The organism is Collinsella tanakaei, from assembly GCF_016900375.1.
Taxonomy (GTDB): Bacteria; Actinomycetota; Coriobacteriia; order Coriobacteriales; family Coriobacteriaceae; genus Collinsella.
Genome location: NZ_JACJKB010000003.1, coordinates 59,125 through 80,107, shown reverse-complemented (window position 1 = coordinate 80,107; position 20,983 = coordinate 59,125). Strand labels below are relative to the sequence as shown.

The following is a 20,983-nucleotide window of genomic DNA, read 5'->3' as shown; positions in this document are numbered from 1 at the left end:
AAGGGAGGCCGTCTTGCGCCGCTTGGCGCGAATGGAGGCGGTCACCCTGAATGCTGCCGTGAAAGGGGATGCCATGCCCATCGCACTTCCGCCGCGTTCCATCGTGGACACCCATACCCATACGCATTTCTCCGACGGAGTGGGCACCTTCGAGCAAAACGCCGAGGCCGCACGTGCCGCCGGCGCCCGTGTGATCGTGTCGACCGACCACCTCACGCTGCCGCGCATCATGGATCCCGAAGGCGAGGTCCAGGTGACGACAGATGAGCTTGCGGCGCACCGGGCTGCGTGGGAGGCCGCGCGCGACGCACATCCTGATCTCGAGTACCTCTACGGCTTCGAATGCGACTGGTACGAGGGCTGCGAGGACAACATCGTCCGCTGGAGCGCTGGCGCCCAGGTGCGCCTGGGCTCGGTGCACTGGCTGGGGCCGCAGGACGGCGGCGCGTGGATCGACGACACGAGCGACCGGCACATCTGGGAGGAGCTCGGTGCAGACGAGGTGTGGCGCCGCTACTGCGAGACGTGGTGCGCCGCCTGCTCGTGCCCGCTGTTCGACATCATGGCCCATCCCGACCTAGCCATGCGCTTTGCGAACGACGGGTTCGCGCCTACAATCGACCTGGCGCCGCTGTGGGACGAGATGGTCGCCTGCGCCCGCGACACAGGCAAGCGCGTGGAGCTTTCGACCGCCGGCTGGCGCAAGGGCGTGGGCGATTACTATCCCGCAGAAGGCCTGCTCGAGCGCTTCTTCCAGGCAGGTGTGCCGATTTCCGTGGGTTCCGACGGCCACGTGCCGGGCGACATCTGCGACGGCATCGCCGCCGCTTACGACCATGCGGCGCGCATCGGCTACCGTACGGTCGAGGTGCCGCGCGCCGATGGCTCCTGGGAGGCCATGCCCATCGCGTAGGCCGCGATAACGACGCGTGCGCGCGTTTCCGCTTTCCCCGCAAAGTATGAGATTCCCGACAGGTAGAGGCCGAAATCGGGTGCTGCCTGTCGGGAATCTCATTCTTTGTGGGAAAGGCGGACGCGCTCACGTGCCGCTGCTTGGGCCGCGATATAGAAAAGACCGCCCCGGCAATCGGGGCGGTCTTGCAAAGGCGATATACGGGCGATCGGCACCTTAGGACTTCTTCTCGACCTTGGTGCCGCAGCGCGGGCAGGTGACGCGGATGCGACCCTTGCCGCGGGGGACGGAGAGCATCTGGCCGCAGTTCTTGCACTTGAAGTACATCGTGGTCTTGCGGTTGTCCCACATCTTCTGAGCGGTACGCTTCTTGCGATCGAAGTCGCTCGGAGCGCTCTGGGCGCTCTGCTGGCGGCTGGCGCCCTGGGAGGCAGCGCCCTTGGCGAAGGGAAGCTTGCCGACGGCGTCGAGGAACATGTTGTTCTCGCGCTCGCGGGCGGCGATGTTGGTGGAGAAGGCGCGCACCAGCGCGAGCACGACGATGATCAGCGCGATCCAACCCAGCACGGGGAGCGAGAAGATCGAGCCGATCAGCGCGAACACCATGCTCAGGGCGCCGAGCGCGGTCGTGAGTTCATCGGCGCCGCGACGGCCATTCATGAAATCCTGCATGATTCCTTAGCCTCGTTTCCTAGTAAAGATACGAACAGGCACGATTTTACCTGTTTTTGCGCGGCATGCCGAAAACTGCCCGTCTTGGGCATAAGTTCCGTGCAAAAACCAGCGCCCGGCGTCGCAGGGACGATTCCGGGCGCTTGGGTCAACGAGCGGTTGCAGATCGCTGGCGTCGGCGATTACTTCGCGAGCTTCTCGATCACGGTCTCGATCTCAGCGAGCTTTTCCGCCTTCTCGCTCTCGTCGCCGGATTCCATGGCCGTGCGCACGCAGCCCTCCACGTGAGCCTTGAGCACGTCGGCGTTGATGCGCGCGAGCAGCGATTCGGTTGCCATGAGCTGGGTGGAGATGTCGATGCAGTAGCGGTCGTCCTCCACCATGCGAAGGATTCCGTCGATCTGCCCCCGCGCGGTCTTGAGCAGGCGCGTGATGCGCGCGTGGTCGGCCATCATGGCGGTTATGCCACCTGGATGTCGACGACCTTGAAGCCCTCGCCGGCGCCCTCGACGGCGGCGATGAGGTCCTCGGGTGCCACGACCTCATCGCACTCGGCGACGACGACGTTGGTCTCGTGGTCGGCGTCTGCGTCGGTCACGTGCTCCACGTTGAGCAGCGCGCTCTCCACAGCGGCGTCGCAGTGGCCGCAGTGCAGACCCTCAGTCTTGATCGTAAACTTCATAGCTCTACTCCTTTCTGAACGGCCCCGTCAGATGCCCCACCTTGGGGCTCATTCGGTCGGTTGCCGCGCACGAGGCGTGCTCCCTCCTCTTTCGCCCCAATCTGGGGCATCTGACGGGGCCTGGTTGACTTTGTCGCTCAGATGCCCGATCTTGCCCTTCATTCTCCCACGATTTTGGAGCGGAAGGTGCGAAGACGCAGGGCATTGGTCACCACGCATACGCTCGACAGGCTCATGGCGGCGGCGCCGAACATGGGCGAGAGCTGCCAACCCAGAATCGGGTAGAGGACGCCGGCGGCGAGCGGGATGCCCAGGCTGTTGTAGAACAGCGCCCAGAACAGGTCCTGCTTGATATTGCGGATGACCGCGCGCGAGAGCTCGATGGCGCGCGCCACATCGAGCAGGTCGCTGTGCATGAGCACGACGCTGGCGCCCTCCTTGGCAACGTCGGCGCCGGCGCCGATGGCGAGGCCGACGTCGGCGCGCGCCAGGGCGGGGGAGTCGTTGATGCCGTCGCCCACCATGGCGACCGTATGTCCCTGCTCCTGCAGCTCGCGCACGTGGCGCTCCTTGTCGGCGGGCATCACGTCGGCGATCACGGCGTCGTCGGCAAGGCCCACGGCCTGCGCGATGGCGCGCGCGGTCAGGTGGTTGTCGCCGGTGAGCATGACCGCGCGCACGCCCAGGCGCCCGAGGGCCTCGATGGCGGCACGGCTTGTGGGCTTGACCTCGTCGGCCACGGCGATCGTGCCGGCGAGCTCGCCGTTTCGTGCAAAGAACAGCGGCGTCTTGCCTGCGCGGGCGAAGGCCTCGAGCTGCGAGCGGTCCACCTCGATGCCGAGTTCGGCCATGAGCTGGGCGTTGCCGGCTGCGATGGCGTTTTGACCCTCGCGCGCGGTCACGCCGCGGCCCGGCACGGCGGCGAAGTCGGCCACGGGGCGCGCCACGATGCCGCGCGCATCCGCCTCGGCCATGATCGCCTCGGCAAGTGGGTGCTCGCTTTGCTTCTCGAGGGCGCAAGCGAGTTTCAGCAGCTGCTTTTCGCTCATGGTCGACCCGTCGGCCCGTACGGCGGGAAGGATATCGGTGACGGCGGGGCGGCCCTGCGTCACGGTTCCGGTCTTGTCGAGCACGACGGTGTCCACATCGTGCAGGGTCTCCAGCGCCTCGGCGCTCTTGAACAGCACGCCCATCTCGGCGCCCTTGCCGGTTCCCACCATGATGGCCACAGGTGTCGCCAGGCCGAGGGCGCACGGGCAGCTGATGACCACGACCGCCACGCCGGCGGTCAGCGCCTCGTTGATGTTGCCGGTGAGCGCCATCCAGATGATGAACGTCACGAGCGCGATGACGAGCACCGCGGGGACGAACACGCCGGCGACCTTATCGGCCAGGCGCGCGATGGGCGCCTTCGTCGCGTTGGCGTCCTCCACGAGCTGGATGATCTTGGCGAGGCTCGTGTCGGCACCCACGCGCGTCGCGCGGAAGGTGAAGGAGCCGGTGCGGTTGACCGTCGCGGCGTGCACGGTGTCGCCGGGGTTCTTCTCGACGGGGATGGACTCGCCCGTGAGCGCCGCCTCGTCGATCGCCGATGTGCCCTCGAGCACGATGCCGTCGACCGGCACCGATTCCCCGGGGCGCACACGCACGGTCTGACCCACCTGGATGGCGTCGACGTCGACCGTGCGCTCGCTGCCATCGGATTCCACCACGCAGGCGGTCTTGGGGGTGAGGTCGATGAGCGCCTCGATGGCCGAACCCGTCTTGGATTTGGAGCGCGTCTCCAGGTACTTGCCCACGGTCACGAGCGTGAGGATGGTGCCCGCGCTCTCGAGGTACAGGTTGTCCATGGCGGTCGCGGCGGCGCCGTGCACGTCGCCGTACGCCAGCTGGTCGGCCATGAGGAACATGGCGTAGACCGACCACGCCACGCTCGCCGTGGCGCCGATGGCGATGAGCGCGTCCATGGTCGGGGCGCGGTGGGCAAGCGATTTGAAGCCGTTGATGAAGTACGCGCGGTTCATGTACAGGATGGGCAGGAGCAGCATGAACATGGTGAGCGCAAGCGTCATCGAGTGGATGTGGTCGGTGAAGACGGTGGGCAGCGGCCAGCTCAGCATATGCCCCATGCCGATATAGAAGAGGGGGATCAAGAAGATGATGGAGACGATCAGGCGCGTCTTCATGGCGGCGGCAGCCGCTTCGAGCTTCTTGGTGGGACTCTCGTGATGGGCAGCGCCCGGTCCCGCCGCGACGGCGCCGCCTGCGCCGGCAGCTGCCACGGGGGAGGCTGAGTAGCCGGCGTGGTCGACCGCGGCGCAGATGTCTTCGGGGGTGAGCTGCGACTCGTCGTAGTCGACGGTCATCGATCCGGAAAGCAAGTTCACCGAGACGTCGTTCACGCCGGCGAGGCTGCAGACCGCCTTGTCCACATGCGCTTGGCATGCTGCGCAGGTCATGCCTCCCACATCGAATTTCTCGTGAGCCATGGGGCTCCTTTCTATGGATGGCCCAGAGGGAATACCCCCTGGGGGTGCCTTTGCTTGAACACATCATACACCTACACCCCCGGGGGGTGTCCAGTATGAATGGGCTTTCGTGTGGGGATGATGCTCGCGCATGCGGGATTGAGGGGTATGCTGTTTGCATGACGACCGATGGGAGGCACCGTGAAGGCAACCGACGCACTCGATACCCTGCAGGAGCTGGCGGGAAGCGCACCTCCGGAGGAGCGCTCCGCATTCGACCGGCTGATGAAGCGGGTGGAGGATGCAGGCAGCCAGCGCATGAGCTGGGAGCAGCTCCTGGGCGCCTCCCTGTATGAGGCGACGGCGGCCGACGCGCATTTCCGTGCAGGGCGCGAGGCGCTCTACGACGGCATCGCGGCGAGCGATGCCGAGATCGATCGGTGCGTGGAGGAGGCGCGCGGCATCGTCGCCGAGCTGGAGGCGCGTCGGGCGGCCGAGCGCGCTGCCGCCGAGGCGCCCCGCCTTGCCGCGGTGGAGCAAGACGAGGATGGCCCGTGCACCTGTCCGTTTTGCGGGACGGCCGTCGAGCCCGAGAACCGCTTCTGCGGCGGATGCGGACGCCCGGCGTCCGAGGTGCGTGCCGAGGTTGCTGCGCGCCGCCGCGCCGAGCAGGAGGCGGCGACGCCGGCCGTCCCGACCGCGTGCCCGCGGTGCGGCGAGCCCCTCGTTCCGGATGCGGTCTTCTGCATCGCCTGCGGCTGCAACATCGCCGAGGCCCAGGCTGCTGCGAAGGCGGGTATTGCCGCCGGCGCATCTGCCGAGGCGCCGGCACCCGGTCCTGGCGAGCCGGGCTCCTCGGATGTCGCGGATGCGTCTTCGGCGCAGCCTGTCTGCCCGAGCTGCGGCAAGCCCGTCGATGACGACGACCTGTTCTGCATGGAGTGCGGCACGAAGCTGAAGTAGGCGCCTGCACTTTCTGGCAGGATGCGGACGATTCGTGGTCTTCGGGTGACTCCATCGCTTGCCCACAGCGCGTGGCCACCCCATCCGTATACTTTCCTGCGGCGGATCCTGCTCCATCGCGCATCCGTGCGAGCGGCCGTATCACGGCGCTCCGTGCGCGAACCGCCATGATAGATATGATGTACCAGCTCGGCTGATGCCGGCACGCTGCGCGCTGCCGACATGCCGTGCAGAAACGGAGCAACGCTCTATGCCTACAACTGAACATGATCTTCGCCCGGCGGCCGATATCCAGGCTGTCGACGAGACGCGTGAGTCCATGTCCGCCGCAAAGACGGTGCGCTTCGCCGACCTCGGGCTGTCCGAGACCGTGCTTGCCGCGGTGGCCGACATGGGCTACGAGACGCCGACGCCCGTGCAGGCGGCGGCCATCCCCGAGGTGCTTGCCGGTCGCGACCTGCTTGCCGCTGCCCAGACGGGTACCGGCAAGACCGCGGCATTCCTACTGCCGATCATGGATCGCCTCCCGCACGTGGTGCCGCCCGCCAAGAAGGGCCAGCGCGGCCGTCGTCGCGCCAACGCCGCCCGCGGTCGCGGCCCCTCGATGCTCGTGATCACGCCGACCCGCGAGCTCGCCCAGCAGATCGAGGAGGTCTGCCGCGCCGTCGCCGCGCGCACGCGCCACGTTGCCGTGACCGTGGTGGGCGGCGTGGGCTACGTGCCCCAGAAGCAGGCGCTCGCCCGCGGCTGCGATATCCTCGTGGCCACGCCCGGCCGCCTCGTGGACCTGATCGAGCAGGGGTCCGCGAACCTCGACGAGGTGTCGGTGCTCGTGCTCGATGAGGCCGACCGCATGCTCGACATGGGATTTCTGCCCCAGGTGCGCCGCATCGTGGGGGAGTGCCGCGACGAGCGCCAGACCCTGCTGTTCTCGGCGACGCTCGACGAGAGCCGCGTGAGCTCCATCACCGATCTGGTGCGCGATCCCGCGCGCGTCGAGATCGCCCCGGTGACCTCGACGGCCGATACGGTCGACCAGTACGTGCTGCCCGTGTCGCTCGACGCCAAGAACGGCGCCCTGACCGCCGTGCTCAAGAAGGAGGGTGCCGAGCGCGCCATCGTCTTCGTTCGCACCAAGCGCCGCGCCGACACCTGCGCGCGCAGGCTCGGCCGCGCGGGCATCACCTGCGCCGCCATCCACGGCGATCGCAGCCAGGCCCAGCGCGAGCGCGCTCTGCGCGATTTCCGCGAGGGCAAGGTGCAGGTGCTCGTGGCGACCGACGTGCTCGCGCGCGGCATCGACATCACCGACGTGCGCTACGTCGTGAACTTCGACGTGCCCGAGGAGCCGACCGACTACATCCACCGCATCGGCCGCACGGGCCGTGCCGGCGAGGAGGGCTGGTCGCTCACGTTCGTCACGAAGGAGGACGTGGCGGAGTTCTACGACATCGAGGCCCTCATGGGCAAGACCGCCGATATGTACGATGCCTCGGGCATCGAGACGGGCGAGGCCGCACCGCATGTCGACCCCGACCGCGTGCCGGCATCGCATCCTGCGGGCAAGAAGGAGAAGAAGCGCCGTAAGCAGCGTGCGAAGAAAGCGGCGGAGAAGCGCGAACGCGCCTCCCGCGAGGGCCGTCAGCGCTCGCCGCGCCAGCGCGACATCGAGCGCCGCGCCGCCCGCGATACCGCCCGCGTCGAGCGCGAGGAGAGCTCGTCGCGCCCGTCGTCGCGCAAGCGTCCGGGCAGGGTTCGCGTGCATGCGGACGAGGCGGTCGAGACGACGCGCACCGAGCGTGCCGTCGAGCGCGGTGGCCACGCGGATCGCGCTCAGAACCGCGCCGCTCGCCGCGCCGAGCGCTTTGCCGGCGATGCGCCCGAGCGCTCCCGTCGCGATGCCGCGCACGGTCGCGATGAGGCGCGAGGGGAGCGCACCCGCTCGGGACGCCCGGCACGCGGCTCGCGCACCGGTCGCGCCTCCCAGGGCGAGCGCAACGACTGGCGCAACTACGACGAGCCCGGCTCGCGCGAGGGGCGCCGTCCGTCCGGCTCGCGCGGCGGCCGTGCCGGCGGGCGCGATAACCGTGGAAGCTACGGTCAGCAGGGGCGCGGCCGCACCGGCCGTCGCCCGGGCGATCGCGGCGGGCGTCGATAGCTTCATGAGAGGGGGTCGCTTCGGCGGCCCTCTTTTTCTTGGGTGGGTTGTTGCTGCGCATCGGGCGGTTAGCCGTATGGGATGCTGGCGCTTCGGGGATACTGTTCGGGAGGTGATCTCATGAGCGACCAGCAGACAAACGGCGCCCCCATCGGGCGTCATATGGCCCCGCCTTCCGCCCGCCCGTCAGGCAGCGGGAGCGATTTCGAGCGGCAGTCCTATCGCCCGGCGCATTTTGCCCCGCGCCCGGCGGAGCATGCGCCCTCACCTGAACGCGAGACGGTGATGGCCGGCTATGTCCCGGCATCCGCCACGAACCCAGCGCTTCTTCGTTATCAGGATCTCGAGGCATCCAGCGGGCGGCATGCCGCACCGCATTCCGACGACACCCACGGGCCCGCTGCCACGGCGTCTATCGCGATGGGAGAGGGACAGCTTCCCCCGCGCCCATCGGACAAGCCCGTCTCGCCGCTGCGCAACGCGCTGACATGGTTGCTCGCTGCGTTCGGTGGCTTCTGCTCGGTGCTCGCAAGCCAGGTCGTCTTCACGGCTGCGGGGGCCATCGCGCTCATGGTCGTCTCGCTCTTCGCGTTCCAGAGCTTTTCTGCCTCCGACCTCGAGACCGAGTTTCTCGGCCCCCTTATGCTTGTGGCGGAAATCGGATGCCTGGCTGTCTTTTTGCCCTGGTGGCGCCACCTGAGGCACGGGTCGCTCATCACCATGCGGCGTTCGTCGTCGCGCAAGGCGGCTGGTTCGACCGTCTTGCGCGTGGCGGCGATCGTGCTCATGGGTATCGGGTTCCAGCTGCTCGTGGGCTATGCGTTGACCTTCGTGCTGCCGCTCGTGCCCGACCTCGAGGCCGAATACACCGAGCTCATGAGCGATCCCGTCATGAACGAGCTCACCGTGCTGTCGCTTCTGGTCGTTGCCATCGGCGCACCGCTGACCGAAGAGCTCGCCTGCCGTGGCGTCATCTTGGAGTTCGCCTTGCGTGCGGTGTGCCCTGCATGGTCGGCGCGTTGGCGCGACCGCAGGTGGTGCCAAAGGACCGGCATGCCCGCCCGGCGGCTTCCCGCGGTGCCCCCTTCTCGCTTCTGGATTGCCAACACGATTCAGGCCTTGCTGTTCGGCATCCTTCACCTGAACATCGTGCAGGGAACCTACGCGTTTCTGCTCGGCCTCGTGCTCGGCTGGCTCGTGTGGCGCACGGGCAGCTTGGCATGGTCGATGGGTCTACATCTTGTGGTGAACTTCTCATCGTATTTCGTAGGCGAGATCTCGGGAGTCTTCGAGTTTGCCGGCGTGATGCCGGCGGTTCTTCTCGCGGTGCTCGTCACCGTGGCGGGCGCGGCGATCTTCGTGCGCACGAGCGCGCCGTCCACTCAGGCCGAGATGCCGGTCCGCAGATAGGTTTGGCATCGGCTGAGAAGGGCTGGTGTCAAATCCGCGACTTTTGAGAGGGTATGCAGGGCAGTCAAATTGCCGTCGCTGCGTTTTATACATTGAGGCATTCGCGACCTGCGAAAACGCATGTTCTCGTATGCATTTAGGTGGCTTCGAATAGGGCATACTCAGCCTATCAAACTGGTGGGGTATCTCAAAAGTCGCGTTTTTGGTACCGAGGGGCTTTCCAGTGCGGAAAAAGCCCCGTACTTCCTGCATAAACGGGCCCCGCTTGGCCGCAGCTGGTGATCAGCTGCGGCCAAGCGGGGCCCATCCGTGTCGTGGCAGCGCTTCTTGCGCTGCCACGGTGCAGGTCTCCTGCCTAGCGCCTGCGTCCGCCACGGGCTCCCTCGCGGCCCTGGGCTGCGCGGTTGCGCCCGTGCGGGGCGGCGCCCATGGGACCGCCCTTTCCTCCGCGTCCGCCGCCGCCCTTGCCTGAAGCCTGGCCGCGCGACCCGCCCTGGGCGCCCTTGCCGCGCGGCGCCTTGCCACCGCCCTTGCCGCGTTTGGACCCGGCCTGCTGCTCGCCGGGCTTCGGGGGCACGGGCCTGATCAGGCAGTTCTTACCGTAGCCGATCAGGTCCTCGCGGCCTGCGCGCACGAGCGCCTCGCGCACGAGCTTGTAGTTCTCGGGCTTGCGATACTGGATGAGCGCGCGCTGCATCGCCTTCTCGTGCGCATCGCGCGCAACGTAGATGGGTTCCATGGTGCGCGGGTCGACGCCCGTGTAGTACATGCAGGTGGACATCGTGGACGGGGTGGGGTAGAAGTCCTGTACCTGCTCGGGCATGTAGCCCATGTCGCGCACGGCCTCGGCGAGCTCGACCGCTTCCTTCATGGTCGAGCCGGGATGGCTGCTGATCAGGTACGGCACCACATACTGTTCGAGCCCGCAGCGCGCGGAAAGCTCGCGGAAGCGCTTGCAGAACGCGTCGTACACGGCGCGGCTCGGCTTGCCCATGACGGAGAGCACGGCGTCGCTCACGTGCTCGGGCGCCAGGCGGAGCTGTCCGCTCACGTGATGGCGCACGAGCTCCTCCAGAAACATATCGGAGCGGTCGGCCATGGCGTAATCGAAGCGGATGCCGCTGCGCACGAAGACCTTCTTCACGTCGGGCAGGCGGCGCAGGTCGCGCAGCAGGTCGGCGTAGCCGTCCTCGTCGACGACCATGTTCTTGCAGACGGTCGGCCACAGGCAGCGGCGGTTCGTGCATACGCCGTGCTCGTGCTGCTTGTCGCAAGCGGGGCGGAAGAAGTTCGCTGTGGGGCCGCCCACGTCGTTTATGTATCCCTTGAAGTCGGGGTCGCGCGTGAGGGCCTTCGCCTCGCGGATGATGCTCTCGCGGCTGCGGACCTGCAGCATGCGCCCCTGGTGGAAGGCGAGCGCGCAAAACGAGCACTCGCCGAAGCAGCCGCGGTTGGACGTGATGGAGAACTTGATCTCGGAAAACGCGGGCACGCCGCCGGCCGCGTCGTAGTCGGGGTGCCAGGCGCGCGCATAGGGGAGCTCGTAGACGGCGTCCAGCTCCTCGGTGGTGAGAGGGGCGGCCGGCGGATTCTGCACCACGTACACGCCGTGCGGATAGGGCTCGACCAGTCTGCTGCCCGTGATGGGATCCATGTTCCGGTACTGCAGGGCGAAGCTGCGCGCGTAGGCCAGACGGTCGGCTGAGAGCTCGTCCCACGAGGGCAGCATCTCGTAGTCGTAGACCTCGGCGAGCGCGTCGGCGCCTCCGCTCACGCGGTAGACGGTTCCGGGCACGTAGGTGATCTGCTCCACGGGAAGCCCTGCCGCCAACGCATCGGCGACCTCGACGACGGCGTGCTCGCCCATGCCGTAGATGACGAGGTCCGCGCCGGAATCGAGCAGGATGCTCCGCTTGAGGGAGTCGGACCAGTAATCGTAGTGGGCGAGGCGGCGCAGGCTCGCCTCGATGCCGCCCAAGATGATGGGGACGTGCTTGAATGTGCGGCGGATGAGGTTGCCGTAGACGGCGGCGGCGTGGTTGGGCCGCGCGCCCGCGACGCCGCCGGGCGTGTAGGCGTCGGTTCGGCGACGATGCTTGGTGACGGAGTAGTGGTTGACCATGGAGTCCATGTTGCCCGCGGAGACCAAAAAGCCCAGGCGCGGCTCGCCGAGCGCGGCGATGCTTGAGGGGTCGCGCCAATCCGGCTGGCAGATGATGCCGACGCGGTATCCGTGCGCCTCGAGCACCCGCGTGATGATGGCCATGCCGAACGAGGGGTGATCCACGTACGCGTCGCCGCAGACGTAGACGAAATCGCAGGCATCCCAGCCGCGCGCGTCCATGTCGGCGCGGGAGACGGGAAGGAACTGCGAGCGGTCGGCCATGGGGACTCCAATCCATTACCTGCGCGGTGGCGGGCATCGCGCGATTCTGATCGTGTCGAATTGTACCAATTCGATTACCGTATCTCGTTTTTGCGCGGGGTGCGCACGATTACGCTACGCTTTTCTGCTGGCCGCTCGATTCGTCGTGCGGCTCAGCGGGCGCGTCGCTGTGGGATCGCGGCGCAAGACGACGGGGCGGGCGCGGTGCGCTCCGCTCGACATGAAGGGGAGAGGGCGCCATGGAGCGTGCACGTCAGATATCCGATTCCATCGAGCTCGGCGTCATCATGGCCCTTGCCGGGGGATTCATGGACGCCTATTCCTACATGGCGCGTGGCGGGGTGTTCGCCAACGCGCAAACGGGAAACATCCTGCTGTGCGGCGTGCATCTTTCCGAGGGCGATTGGGCCGGCATGGTCCACTACGCGCTGCCGGTGCTCGCGTTCGCCGCGGGCATCGTGATCGCCGATCTCGTCCATTGCCGCTTTTCGAGCGCGCTGCACTGGAGGCAGGTCATCGTGCTGCTCGAGGCGGCCGCCCTGCTCGCCGTCGCCTTCATCGTGCCCGATGTCGCGGCGAACTGCGTGACGTCGTTCGCGTGCGGCATGCAGGTCGAGTCGTTCCGGAAGATCCACGGGCACGGCATCGCCACGACCATGTGCATCGGCAACCTGCGTTCCGCCATGCAGAACATGGACGACTACCTGCTCAACCGCGACCGCGGCTTTTTGGAAAACGGCCTGCTCTACTTCGGTCTGATCGCCTGCTTTGCCGCGGGCGCGGTGCTCGGCAACTGGTGCGTCGGCCGCCTGGGGCACATGGCCATCGGCGTGTGCCCGGGGCTTCTGGTCGCGGCGTTCGCCATCATGTTCATCGATCGCGAGCGCAAGCCCGCCCGCGCAGGGGCGGTCGCCGGTCGCCCGTAGCCCCTGGCGGACGCGGGCGCCCGGCGTGAAGGGGACCTGCCGGCATCTCCCTTGCGCGCGCCAAAACGCACCGCTTGTCCGGTTTGGACACCCCTTTGTTTTCAAGCGGGCGCGCCCGCACGGTACCATGGGTAAACCGTGCATCCCATCGAAAGGCGCCCCATGGACCACGAGCAGAAACGGACCGCCGCGGGAATTCGCGAAGCCATCGCGCACGCGCCCCTGCCGCATGTGCACCGCGCGCGCATCCGCCATCGAAACCACATGGCGGTGCCCTGGCATGAGGTGACCGACTGCGACGACATGCTCGCCATCGACGCCGACCTCGACGACAAGAGCTCGATCATCTGCCGCGCCGGCCTGCTCAAGCTCGCGGGCGGCACGGGGAGCTGGCGCGTTCGCGACTGCATGAACAAGATCGCCGAGGTGCTGGGGGTCACGATCTCGGTCGCAGTGAGCCTGACCACGATCGAGTGCACCTGCATCGAGGGGCATCGGAGCTTCTCGGAGGTCATCTCGCTGCCCACGACCGGCGTCAACACGGAGCGCATCTGGCTTATGGAACGGTTCGTGTGCGAGGCGCAGCGCGCGGGAAAGACCTGGACGGTTAGCGAGTTCCATGAGCGCATGGATGATATCGAGCACACGGCGGGCAACTACGCGCCCTGGCAGGTCGGCTTGGCGTCCGCTGCGGCATGCGCCGCGTTCGTGTTCCTGCTGGGCGGCGGCCCCATCGAGATGGGCTGTGCGTTCGTCGGTGCCGGTCTCGGCAACTTCGTGCGCCGTCATCTGCTCGACCGGCACCTGACGCACTTCGTGTCCATCGGCATCGCCGTCGCCGTCGCGTGCCTCACGTACCTCGGGTGCCTGTCGCTGCTGTCGCTGGCGATGCCGGCCGCGCTCGATCACGAGGCGGGCTATATCGGCGCCATGCTGTTCGTCATTCCTGGATTCCCGCTCATCACGAGCGGGCTCGACATCGCCAAGCTCGACTTCCGATCGGGCCTGGAGCGTCTGGCCTATGCGGTCGCCGTGATCGTGGTGGCGACGCTCGTGGCCTGGCTCGTGGCTATGATGGTGGAGCTGCATCCCGATGAGTTCGCCGACCAGGGCTTGGGCGTGGGCATCGAGCTCATCTTGCGCTTCGTGGCGAGCTTCGTGGGCGTGTTCGGGTTCTCGATGATGTTCAACTCGCCTATGCGCATGTGCGCGACGGCGGGTGTGGTCGGCGCGATCGCGAACACCCTGAGGCTCTCGCTCGTGGACTTCGTCGCCATGCCGCCCGAGGCGGCGGCGTTCGTGGGCGCCGTCACCGCCGGCCTGCTCGCGTCGGCGGCGGGGACCAAGACGAGCTTCCCGCGCATCTCCATCACGGTGCCGTCCATCGTGATCATGGTGCCTGGCCTGTATATGTATCGCGCCGTGTACTACATGGGCGTGTTCCAGACGCTCGACGCCATGGAGTGGATCATCCGCGCCGTCATGATCGTGTTGTTCCTGCCGATGGGCCTCGGCCTGGCGCGTGCTATCACCGATCCGGATTGGCGCTACTGCTCGTAGCGGCATTGTCCGCCCGCGGGGCCCGGCCCGGAAGGCGGACGCCGCTCGCCGGGGGAATCCTACCGTTGGCAAATCGGTGCTAAAACGTTTTGCCATTTCCACCGGCGGAAAAGGGAAATTGGGCGATATATCGCAACTCGACAGGGCGATTTTCTCAAGCAGCTAGGCATAAAATGAGCGTTAAGGCAAGGGATGGCCGACCATCCCTCTCGAAAGAAGGAGAATGTTATGGCTAATCGTATCGTTCTGAACACCATCTCCTACCACGGCTCCGGCGCCATCAAGGAGATTCCGGGCGAGATCGAGCGTCGCGGCTTCAAGAAGGTCTTCGTCTGCACCGATCCCGACCTCGTGAAGTTCGGCGTTGCCGCCAAGGTCACTGACCTGCTCGACGAGGCCGGCATCACCTGGAGCCTGTACTCCGAGATCAAGCCCAACCCCACCATCAAGAACGTCCAGGACGGCGTCGAGGCCTTCAAGGCCGCTGAGGCCGACTGCATCGTGACCATCGGCGGCGGCTCCGCCATGGACACCGCCAAGGCCATCGGCATCATCATCAACAACCCCGAGTTCGCCGACGTGCGCTCGCTCGAGGGTGTCGCCCCCACCAAGAACCACGCCGTGTTCACCATCGCCGTGCCCACCACCGCCGGCACCGCGGCTGAGGTCACCATCAACTACGTCATCACCGACGTCGAGAAGGTCCGCAAGTTCGTGTGCGTCGACACCAACGACGCCCCCGAGGTCGCCGTCGTCGATCCCGAGATGATGGCCACCATGCCCGCCGGCCTCACCGCCTCCACCGGTATGGACGCGCTCACCCACGCCATCGAGGGCTACACCACGAAGGGCGCCTGGGAGCTCACCGACATGTTCCACCTGAAGGCCATCGAGCTCATCGCCAAGAGCCTGCGCGACGCCGTCGCTGAGGCCAAGAGCGGTCAGCCCGGCGCAGGCCGCGAGGGCATGGCGCTCGCCCAGTACATCGCCGGCATGGGCTTCTCCAACGTCGGTCTGGGCATCGACCACGCCATGGCGCACACCCTGTCCGCGCACTACGACACTCCGCACGGCGTCGCCTGCGCCATGCTGCTGCCCATCGCCATGGAGTTCAACAAGCCCGTCGTGGCTGAGCGCCTGGCCGATGTCGCCGTCGCCATGGGTGTTGACACCACCGGCATGTCGACCGACGAGGCGGCCGATGCCGCCATCGCCGCGGTGCGCCAGCTGTCCGCCGATGTCGACATCCCGACCGTCTGCGAGGCCATCACCGAGGACGAGCTCGACCAGATCGCCGACGACGCGCTCGCCGACGCCTGCTACCCGGGCAACCCGCGCGAGGCCGACCACGCCACCGTCGTGGAGCTGTTCCGCAAGATCATGAAGTAGTTTGTGGCAGGTAGGACGGTTCCCACTGTCATACATCTGCACGGCCGGTCTTCCCGAGTGGGGAGGCCGGCCGTTTTCTTTGTCGAAGTCTCATCCGGGTGCGCATATGCGGTCGGATTGGGATGTCGGCGGCACCTTGCTGCGGTCGCTTGGATGAATGTGCCACTTTTGTACCGGACGACAAGGTCGATCGCGAGCATTGGGCGGAGGACGCGTCGAATACGGGTCGGCCTAAAGCGCAAAAACCGCGCTGTGCAGATGAAACGACATCCTGTCCGCCGCCCCAACCGGACAATCCGGCCATGTCAGCAGGGGAAGAGCGGGGTCAGCGGACCATCCGCAGACGCGCCCTGGTACAAAACCCGCGAAAGCATCCAGCGGGTCGTGTCGGGATGGCGCACGGGCTTCGTATGGGCTCGATTACCGGCGGACGGTGCCTCCGCCAAGCACGATGTCGCCGCTATAGATGACAACCGCCTGGCCGGGGGCGATGCCGCGCTGGGGCTCCTCGAAATCCAGGCGCACGCCTCCGACGGAACCGCGGGAGGGATCCACGAAGCGCGCGCGGGCCATCTGGTCGGGCTGGTGGTAGCGGATCTTGGCGGCCACGGGCAGGCCATCCGGGCCGGCGGCGCGCACGGCGCCCTCCATCTCGGCTGCGGGTGCGCTCCAGATCCAATCATCGGCCACAAGGGCAGATGCCATGAGGTCGTCCACGTCGCCGAGCGTCACGGTGTTCTCGCGCACGTCGATGCTGCAGACGTAGAGCGGGTGCGCCGCGGCGACGCCCAGTCCCTTGCGCTGGCCGATGGTGTAGCGAAGCGCTCCCGTATGGCGCCCGATGACCTCTCCCCCCGTGTTGAGGATGTCCCCCGCAGGCAGCGCCCGCCCCTCGCGGCGCTCGATGTAGGTGGCGAAGTCGTTGTTCGGCACGAAGCATATGCCCTGGCTGTCGGGCTTGTTCGCGCTCGAGAAGCCCTGCTCGGCGGCGATGCGGCGAACGTCACGGTCCTTGGTCAGGCCGCCTAGGGGCAGCAGCACGTGCGCCAGTCGCTTTTGGGTGAGCGAGTAGAGCACATAGCTTTGGTCCTTGGCGGAGTCGACACCCTTTCCGAGGGTCCAGGCGTCCGGCGAGCCATCCGCTACGACTTTCCTGCCGATGCGCGCGTAGTGGCCCGTCGCCACGTAATCGCAGTCCTGTTCGAGCGCATAGGCGAGCAGCGAGCCGAACTTGAGGTAGCGGTTGCAGTCGATGCACGGGTTGGGGGTTCGGCCGTCCTCGTAGGTGCGCACGAATTTGTCGATAACCTCACGCGCAAACACCTCGCGCAGGTCGATCACGCGGTGGGGGAATCCCAGGCTCCGGGCAACGCTCGCGGCGTCGTCGGCATCGCGGGACGAGCCGCATGCGCCGGGGCCGTCGGCGCATGCGCCGCCGTCGTGCAGAAGCATCGTGGCGCCGACGCACTCATAGCCCTGCTGCTTGAGCAGAAACGCGGTGACGCTTGAGTCGACGCCGCCGCTCATGGCAACAAGTACGCGGCCTTTGCTCGGCATGAGGCTCCTTTCCTGCTCGCTTGCTCGAAACGCGGTGCAGCTCGCTATTGTAGCGCGAGGCGCACCGCCCGAAGCCGCCGCCCGAGGTGCCGCGAAAAACGCGTGGTGTCGGCCCGACCGCCCTTATGCGAACAGCGCCGTCGACAGATAGCGCTCGCCGGTATCGGGAAGCAGCACGACGATGGTCTTGCCTGCGTTTTCCGCCTTGCGTGCCAGCTCGATGGCAGCCCAGGCGGCAGCGCCCGACGAGATGCCCACGAGTACCCCCTCGGTGCGCGCTATCATGCGGGCGCATGCGAGCGCGTCCTCGTCGGCGATGGGCAGGACCTCGTCGTACACGGTGGTGTCGAGCACTTCAGGTACGAATCCCGCGCCGATGCCCTGGATGCCGTGGGCGCCGGCGCGTCCCTCGGAGAGCACGGGCGAGCTGGCGGGCTCGACGGCCACGACGCGCACCTCGGGCTTCTTGTCCTTGAGGAACCGACCGACGCCCGTCACAGTGCCGCCCGTGCCGGCGCCTGCGACGAAGATGTCCACCTTGCCGTCGGTATCCTCCCAGATCTCCGGGCCGGTCGTCGCCACGTGCGCGGCGGGGTTCGAGGGGTTGGTGAACTGCCCCGCGATGATGCTGCCGGGGATCTCCTCGGCAATCTGCTCCGCACGCGCGATGGCGCCCGCCATGCCCTCGGCGCCCGGCGTGAGCACGACCTCGGCTCCGTAGCCCTCCATGAGCTTGCGGCGCTCGGGACTCATGGAATCCGGCATGGTGATGATCAGCCGATAGCCGCGGGCCGCCGCAAGCGCGGCGAGGCCCACGCCGGTGTTGCCGCTCGTGGGCTCGATAATGGTGCAGCCCGCGTGCGGACGGATGGTACCCGCGGCCTCCGCGTCGTCGAGCATCTGGCGGGCGACGCGGTCCTTAACCGAGCCGGCGGGGTTGAACAGCTCCAGCTTGGCGACGACGCGCGCCGTGAGGCCGAGCTTGCGTTCGATGCCGGTGAGCTCCAGCAGCGGCGTGCGGCCGATAAGCTGGTCGACGGATGTGTACACGGTGCCCATGGGTACCTCCTTGGCGGTATGCGTCTTGATGCTTTTGCTACCCATTGTAGGGAGCGTGCGCGCGCCCGATCGTCGCGTGCACGTGAATTAACATCGCAGCCGGCTCCAAAGGGTGCCGGATATATCACATCCCGCTATGAAATGTATGATTTATCCACCCCTCGGTATTTCCAAGGGATATGAGCCGCATCCTGCGAGATTCTTTTGGTATTCTGAATCCGCGGACGTCTGGAAGGGGGAGATGGCCATGCTGGTTTCTACAAAGGGGCGCTATGCGCTTCGCGTCATGGTCGATCTTGCTGAGCATCAGGCGGATGGTCGCATTCCGCTGAAGGAGATCGCTGAGCGCCAGCATGTTTCCGAGAAGTATCTCGAGAACATTCTGTCCACTCTCGTGAGGAACAACATGCTGTCCGGCATGCGCGGCAAGGGCGGCGGCTACCGTCTCACGCGCCCGGCGGAGGAATACTCCGTCGGCGAGATCCTGCGCCTCACCGAGGGAAGCCTATCGCCGGTATCGTGTCTCGACGGCGACCGCGTCGGTTGCGAACACGTCGACGGTTGCTCGACCATCCGCATGTGGATGAAGCTTGACGAGATGATCTCGACCTACCTCGATGGCGTGAGCGTGGCGGACCTCGCCAGCGCGCCCCATGGTCTGAAAGACATCGAGCGGTCAGCGGAATAGCCGCAACGATCAGATGCGCACGCCCTGTCAGCGGGGCTGGAATGCAGCCGCGCGCCGCAGAAGCGACGCGCGGCGCTTTGCGTTACTGGGCGTCTGCCGTCACGCCGTTCAGGATCGTGCACATGATGCTCACCACGATTGCGCCGAAAAACGCCGGCCCGAAGCCCGAGATGGCGATGCCCACGCCCAGCAGGTTCACCGACAGCCAGCTTGCAAGCGTGAGCATGAAGCTGTTGATCACCAGCTGGAAGACGCCCAGCGTGAGCAGCGTGACCGGCAGCGAGATGATGGTGAGAAACGGCTTGAGGAGCGCGTTCACGAGGCCGAGGAACAGCCCGGCGAACGCGAAGCAGACCCACGGGTCGGCGGGCCCGTACGGCTCGATGCCGGGCACGAGGAACGCCGCGATGGAGATGGCGATGGACGTGAGCAGCCATTTGAGGATGAATTGCATGGGTTGACCGCCTTTCGTGCGGGGGAGGGTCCTGTCGGCCCGCCGCGCGGCGCGGGCGAGCGTCCGGCGGCGGTATGATGCTGTGTTGAGATTCTTCCACAGAAAGGCGATCCGTTGCAGCAGAACTACCGGTATGGCGATCCGCACACCGCGACTCCGCATGCGGGGGTCGACGGCTCGCGCGTCATCTCGTTTTTCATCTTCAACACCGACGTCCATATGCATGCTTACCCTGCGGACGGGCAGGACATAACGGATCTGGCATGCGCGGGCGCGCTCGACGCGGCGCTCGATGCCTGCCGTGTCCGCTGCCTGGAGTTCGAGTACGCCTTCTCGCGCACCCGGCCCGATTCCGACATCGCGCGTGCGCATGCGGCCTCGCCCGACCCCGTGCCGGTGGACCCCCGGACCGCGGAGCTCGTCGAGCTTGCGTTTGGCTACTGCGAGCGCAGCGGCGGGCTGTTTGACATCACCATGGGCACGGTGACGTCGCTGTGGGATTTTCATACGGGCACGGTGCCGAGCGCCCTCGCGCTTGCACGCGCGCTGCCGCACGTCGGGTACCGGAACGTCTGCCTGGGGTGCGACGCCTCGGGCGAGCCGACGCTCGCCATCGCGGACCCCGAGGCCATCCTCGACCTCGGCGGTGTGGCCAAGGGCTATATCGCCGATGACCTCGCGCGGCTTTTTGGGGAACGCGGCATCGAGCGGTTCGTCATCAACCTGGGTGGCAACGTGCTCGTGCGCGGCGGCAGGCCGGCGGACCCGGCGCACGGCAGGCCGCACGCCGGCACCCCATGGAGCATCGGCGTGGTGAATCCGCGCGATCCGGAGCACAGCCGTGCCATCGTTGCGCTCGCGGACGGATCGGTGGTTACGAGCGGCCTGCATGAGCGCTGCTTCACGCGTGGGGGCGTGACCTACCATCACATCTTAGACCCATCGACGGGCATGCCGGCCAAAACGGATGCCGTCTCGGCGACCATCGTGGCACCGCGTTCGATCGATTGCGACGGCTATTCCACGACGGCGCTCATGCTGGGCGCCGAGCGCGGCACCTCCTTTATCGAGGGCATCGACGGCGTGGAGGCGATTATCATAGATCGCGACGACAACGTCAGCTGGACCTCGGGGCTCGAAGACCGCCTGTCGCTCGTGCCGACCCTGCCGCGCTGGTAGGCGATTGCGCGGGACGTGTCCCACTCGCGAAGATGCCGTGCCGCTGAGGGGAGCCGCGGCACTTTAGCGAGATGGTGTGATACACTGCTCCCGTCGCGCACATTGCCGGCGTGTTGAATAATACGTGGCAGTGCGCCGGTTAATTCGGTATCAAAGGTTGAGCTATAGAGCGGATTTGGTGGTGCCTGGTGAATATCGAGAGGATGTTCGAGCGCGGAGACGTCGACCAGCTCGTGCGCTCCTTCTTGCTGCTGGAGAACGCGGATGACGTTCGCGCCTTTTTGACCGACCTGTGCACCCCGCGCGAGATCTGTGATTTCGCGCAGCGCCTGCAGGTCGCGCGCTATCTGGACGAGGGCGAGCCCTATGTTGAGGTCCAGGCGCGCACGGGAGCATCGTCCACTACGGTGAGCCGCGTGTCTAAGGCGCTGAACGGCGAGCACGGCGGCTATCGCCATGTGCTCATCAAGCTCGAAGATCAGGAGAACGGGCGCGCGTAGGCGCGTCTATCATGCGACC

Annotated in this window: 18 protein-coding genes; 10 read left to right on the top strand and 8 right to left on the bottom strand. The window is 66.8% G+C overall.

What is annotated here, in order from left to right; all coding sequences use genetic code 11:
* Positions 1 to 73: 73 nt before the first annotated feature.
* Positions 74 to 913, top strand: coding sequence for a PHP domain-containing protein (locus H6A16_RS02760; protein WP_204615914.1), 840 nt, complete (start codon positions 74 to 76; stop codon positions 911 to 913).
* A 216-nt stretch (positions 914 to 1,129) separates the two neighbouring features.
* On the opposite strand, the gene H6A16_RS02755 is transcribed toward H6A16_RS02760, so the two are convergent.
* The 4 genes from H6A16_RS02755 to H6A16_RS02740 form a co-directional block, all read right to left on the bottom strand.
* On the bottom strand, positions 1,130 to 1,585 hold the full coding sequence (locus H6A16_RS02755; protein ID WP_204615912.1) for a zinc ribbon domain-containing protein: 456 nt from the start codon (positions 1,583 to 1,585) through the stop codon (positions 1,130 to 1,132).
* 182 nt (positions 1,586 to 1,767) lie between these two features.
* Positions 1,768 to 2,040 carry a metal-sensing transcriptional repressor gene (locus H6A16_RS02750; RefSeq protein WP_204615910.1) on the bottom strand — a complete coding sequence of 91 codons (273 nt, stop codon included), beginning with the start codon at positions 2,038 to 2,040 and terminating at the stop codon, positions 1,768 to 1,770.
* 5 nt (positions 2,041 to 2,045) lie between these two features.
* Positions 2,046 to 2,267, bottom strand: coding sequence for a heavy-metal-associated domain-containing protein (locus tag H6A16_RS02745; RefSeq protein ID WP_204615908.1), 222 nt, complete (start codon positions 2,265 to 2,267; stop codon positions 2,046 to 2,048).
* Positions 2,268 to 2,425: 158 nt separating this feature from the next.
* Positions 2,426 to 4,756 carry a heavy metal translocating P-type ATPase gene (locus H6A16_RS02740; protein WP_204615907.1) on the bottom strand — a complete coding sequence of 777 codons (2,331 nt, stop codon included), beginning with the start codon at positions 4,754 to 4,756 and terminating at the stop codon, positions 2,426 to 2,428.
* Between the two features lie 180 nt (positions 4,757 to 4,936).
* Here H6A16_RS02740 and H6A16_RS02735 point away from each other — a divergent pair, with 180 nt between their 5' ends.
* The 3 genes from H6A16_RS02735 to H6A16_RS02725 all read left to right on the top strand — a co-directional run bounded on the left by H6A16_RS02735 (position 4,937) and on the right by H6A16_RS02725 (position 9,266).
* Positions 4,937 to 5,698, top strand: a complete 762-nt coding sequence (locus H6A16_RS02735) for a zinc-ribbon domain-containing protein (RefSeq protein ID WP_204615906.1) — start codon at positions 4,937 to 4,939, stop codon at positions 5,696 to 5,698.
* 250 nt (positions 5,699 to 5,948) lie between these two features.
* Positions 5,949 to 7,856, top strand: coding sequence for a DEAD/DEAH box helicase (locus H6A16_RS02730; protein WP_204615905.1), 1,908 nt, complete (start codon positions 5,949 to 5,951; stop codon positions 7,854 to 7,856).
* Between the two features lie 120 nt (positions 7,857 to 7,976).
* Positions 7,977 to 9,266 carry a CPBP family intramembrane glutamic endopeptidase gene (locus tag H6A16_RS02725; RefSeq protein ID WP_204615904.1) on the top strand — a complete coding sequence of 430 codons (1,290 nt, stop codon included), beginning with the start codon at positions 7,977 to 7,979 and terminating at the stop codon, positions 9,264 to 9,266.
* Positions 9,267 to 9,621: 355 nt separating this feature from the next.
* On the opposite strand, the gene H6A16_RS02720 is transcribed toward H6A16_RS02725, so the two are convergent.
* Positions 9,622 to 11,652 carry a YgiQ family radical SAM protein gene (locus H6A16_RS02720; protein WP_204615903.1) on the bottom strand — a complete coding sequence of 677 codons (2,031 nt, stop codon included), beginning with the start codon at positions 11,650 to 11,652 and terminating at the stop codon, positions 9,622 to 9,624.
* Between the two features lie 239 nt (positions 11,653 to 11,891).
* On the opposite strand from H6A16_RS02720, the gene H6A16_RS02715 reads away from it, so the two are divergent.
* The 3 genes from H6A16_RS02715 (at position 11,892) to fucO (ending at position 15,527) form a co-directional block, all read left to right on the top strand.
* Positions 11,892 to 12,578 carry a YoaK family protein gene (locus H6A16_RS02715; RefSeq protein WP_204615901.1) on the top strand — a complete coding sequence of 229 codons (687 nt, stop codon included), beginning with the start codon at positions 11,892 to 11,894 and terminating at the stop codon, positions 12,576 to 12,578.
* Positions 12,579 to 12,740: 162 nt separating this feature from the next.
* Positions 12,741 to 14,138, top strand: coding sequence for a threonine/serine ThrE exporter family protein (locus H6A16_RS02710; RefSeq protein ID WP_204615899.1), 1,398 nt, complete (start codon positions 12,741 to 12,743; stop codon positions 14,136 to 14,138).
* Between the two features lie 228 nt (positions 14,139 to 14,366).
* On the top strand, positions 14,367 to 15,527 hold the full coding sequence (fucO, locus tag H6A16_RS02705; protein ID WP_204615897.1) for a lactaldehyde reductase: 1,161 nt from the start codon (positions 14,367 to 14,369) through the stop codon (positions 15,525 to 15,527).
* 420 nt (positions 15,528 to 15,947) lie between these two features.
* Here the strand turns inward: fucO and mnmA are convergent, their stop codons facing one another.
* Complete coding sequence (gene mnmA / locus H6A16_RS02700; RefSeq protein WP_204615896.1) at positions 15,948 to 17,084, bottom strand: tRNA 2-thiouridine(34) synthase MnmA; 1,137 nt, start codon at positions 17,082 to 17,084, stop codon at positions 15,948 to 15,950.
* A 123-nt stretch (positions 17,085 to 17,207) separates the two neighbouring features.
* Complete coding sequence (cysK, locus tag H6A16_RS02695) at positions 17,208 to 18,143, bottom strand: cysteine synthase A (protein WP_204615895.1); 936 nt, start codon at positions 18,141 to 18,143, stop codon at positions 17,208 to 17,210.
* A 247-nt stretch (positions 18,144 to 18,390) separates the two neighbouring features.
* On the opposite strand from cysK, the gene H6A16_RS02690 reads away from it, so the two are divergent.
* Positions 18,391 to 18,831 carry an RrF2 family transcriptional regulator gene (locus tag H6A16_RS02690; RefSeq protein ID WP_204615894.1) on the top strand — a complete coding sequence of 147 codons (441 nt, stop codon included), beginning with the start codon at positions 18,391 to 18,393 and terminating at the stop codon, positions 18,829 to 18,831.
* A gap of 82 nt (positions 18,832 to 18,913) precedes the next feature.
* Here the strand turns inward: H6A16_RS02690 and H6A16_RS02685 are convergent, their stop codons facing one another.
* Positions 18,914 to 19,285: a phage holin family protein gene (locus H6A16_RS02685; RefSeq protein ID WP_204615893.1), complete on the bottom strand. Its 372-nt coding sequence runs from the start codon at positions 19,283 to 19,285 to the stop codon at positions 18,914 to 18,916.
* A 114-nt stretch (positions 19,286 to 19,399) separates the two neighbouring features.
* On the opposite strand from H6A16_RS02685, the gene H6A16_RS02680 reads away from it, so the two are divergent.
* Together H6A16_RS02680 and H6A16_RS02675 are read left to right on the top strand one after the other, a co-directional pair.
* Positions 19,400 to 20,464 carry an FAD:protein FMN transferase gene (locus H6A16_RS02680; protein WP_204615892.1) on the top strand — a complete coding sequence of 355 codons (1,065 nt, stop codon included), beginning with the start codon at positions 19,400 to 19,402 and terminating at the stop codon, positions 20,462 to 20,464.
* A gap of 188 nt (positions 20,465 to 20,652) precedes the next feature.
* On the top strand, positions 20,653 to 20,964 hold the full coding sequence (locus H6A16_RS02675; RefSeq protein ID WP_204615890.1) for a YerC/YecD family TrpR-related protein: 312 nt from the start codon (positions 20,653 to 20,655) through the stop codon (positions 20,962 to 20,964).
* Positions 20,965 to 20,983 lie beyond the last annotated feature (19 nt).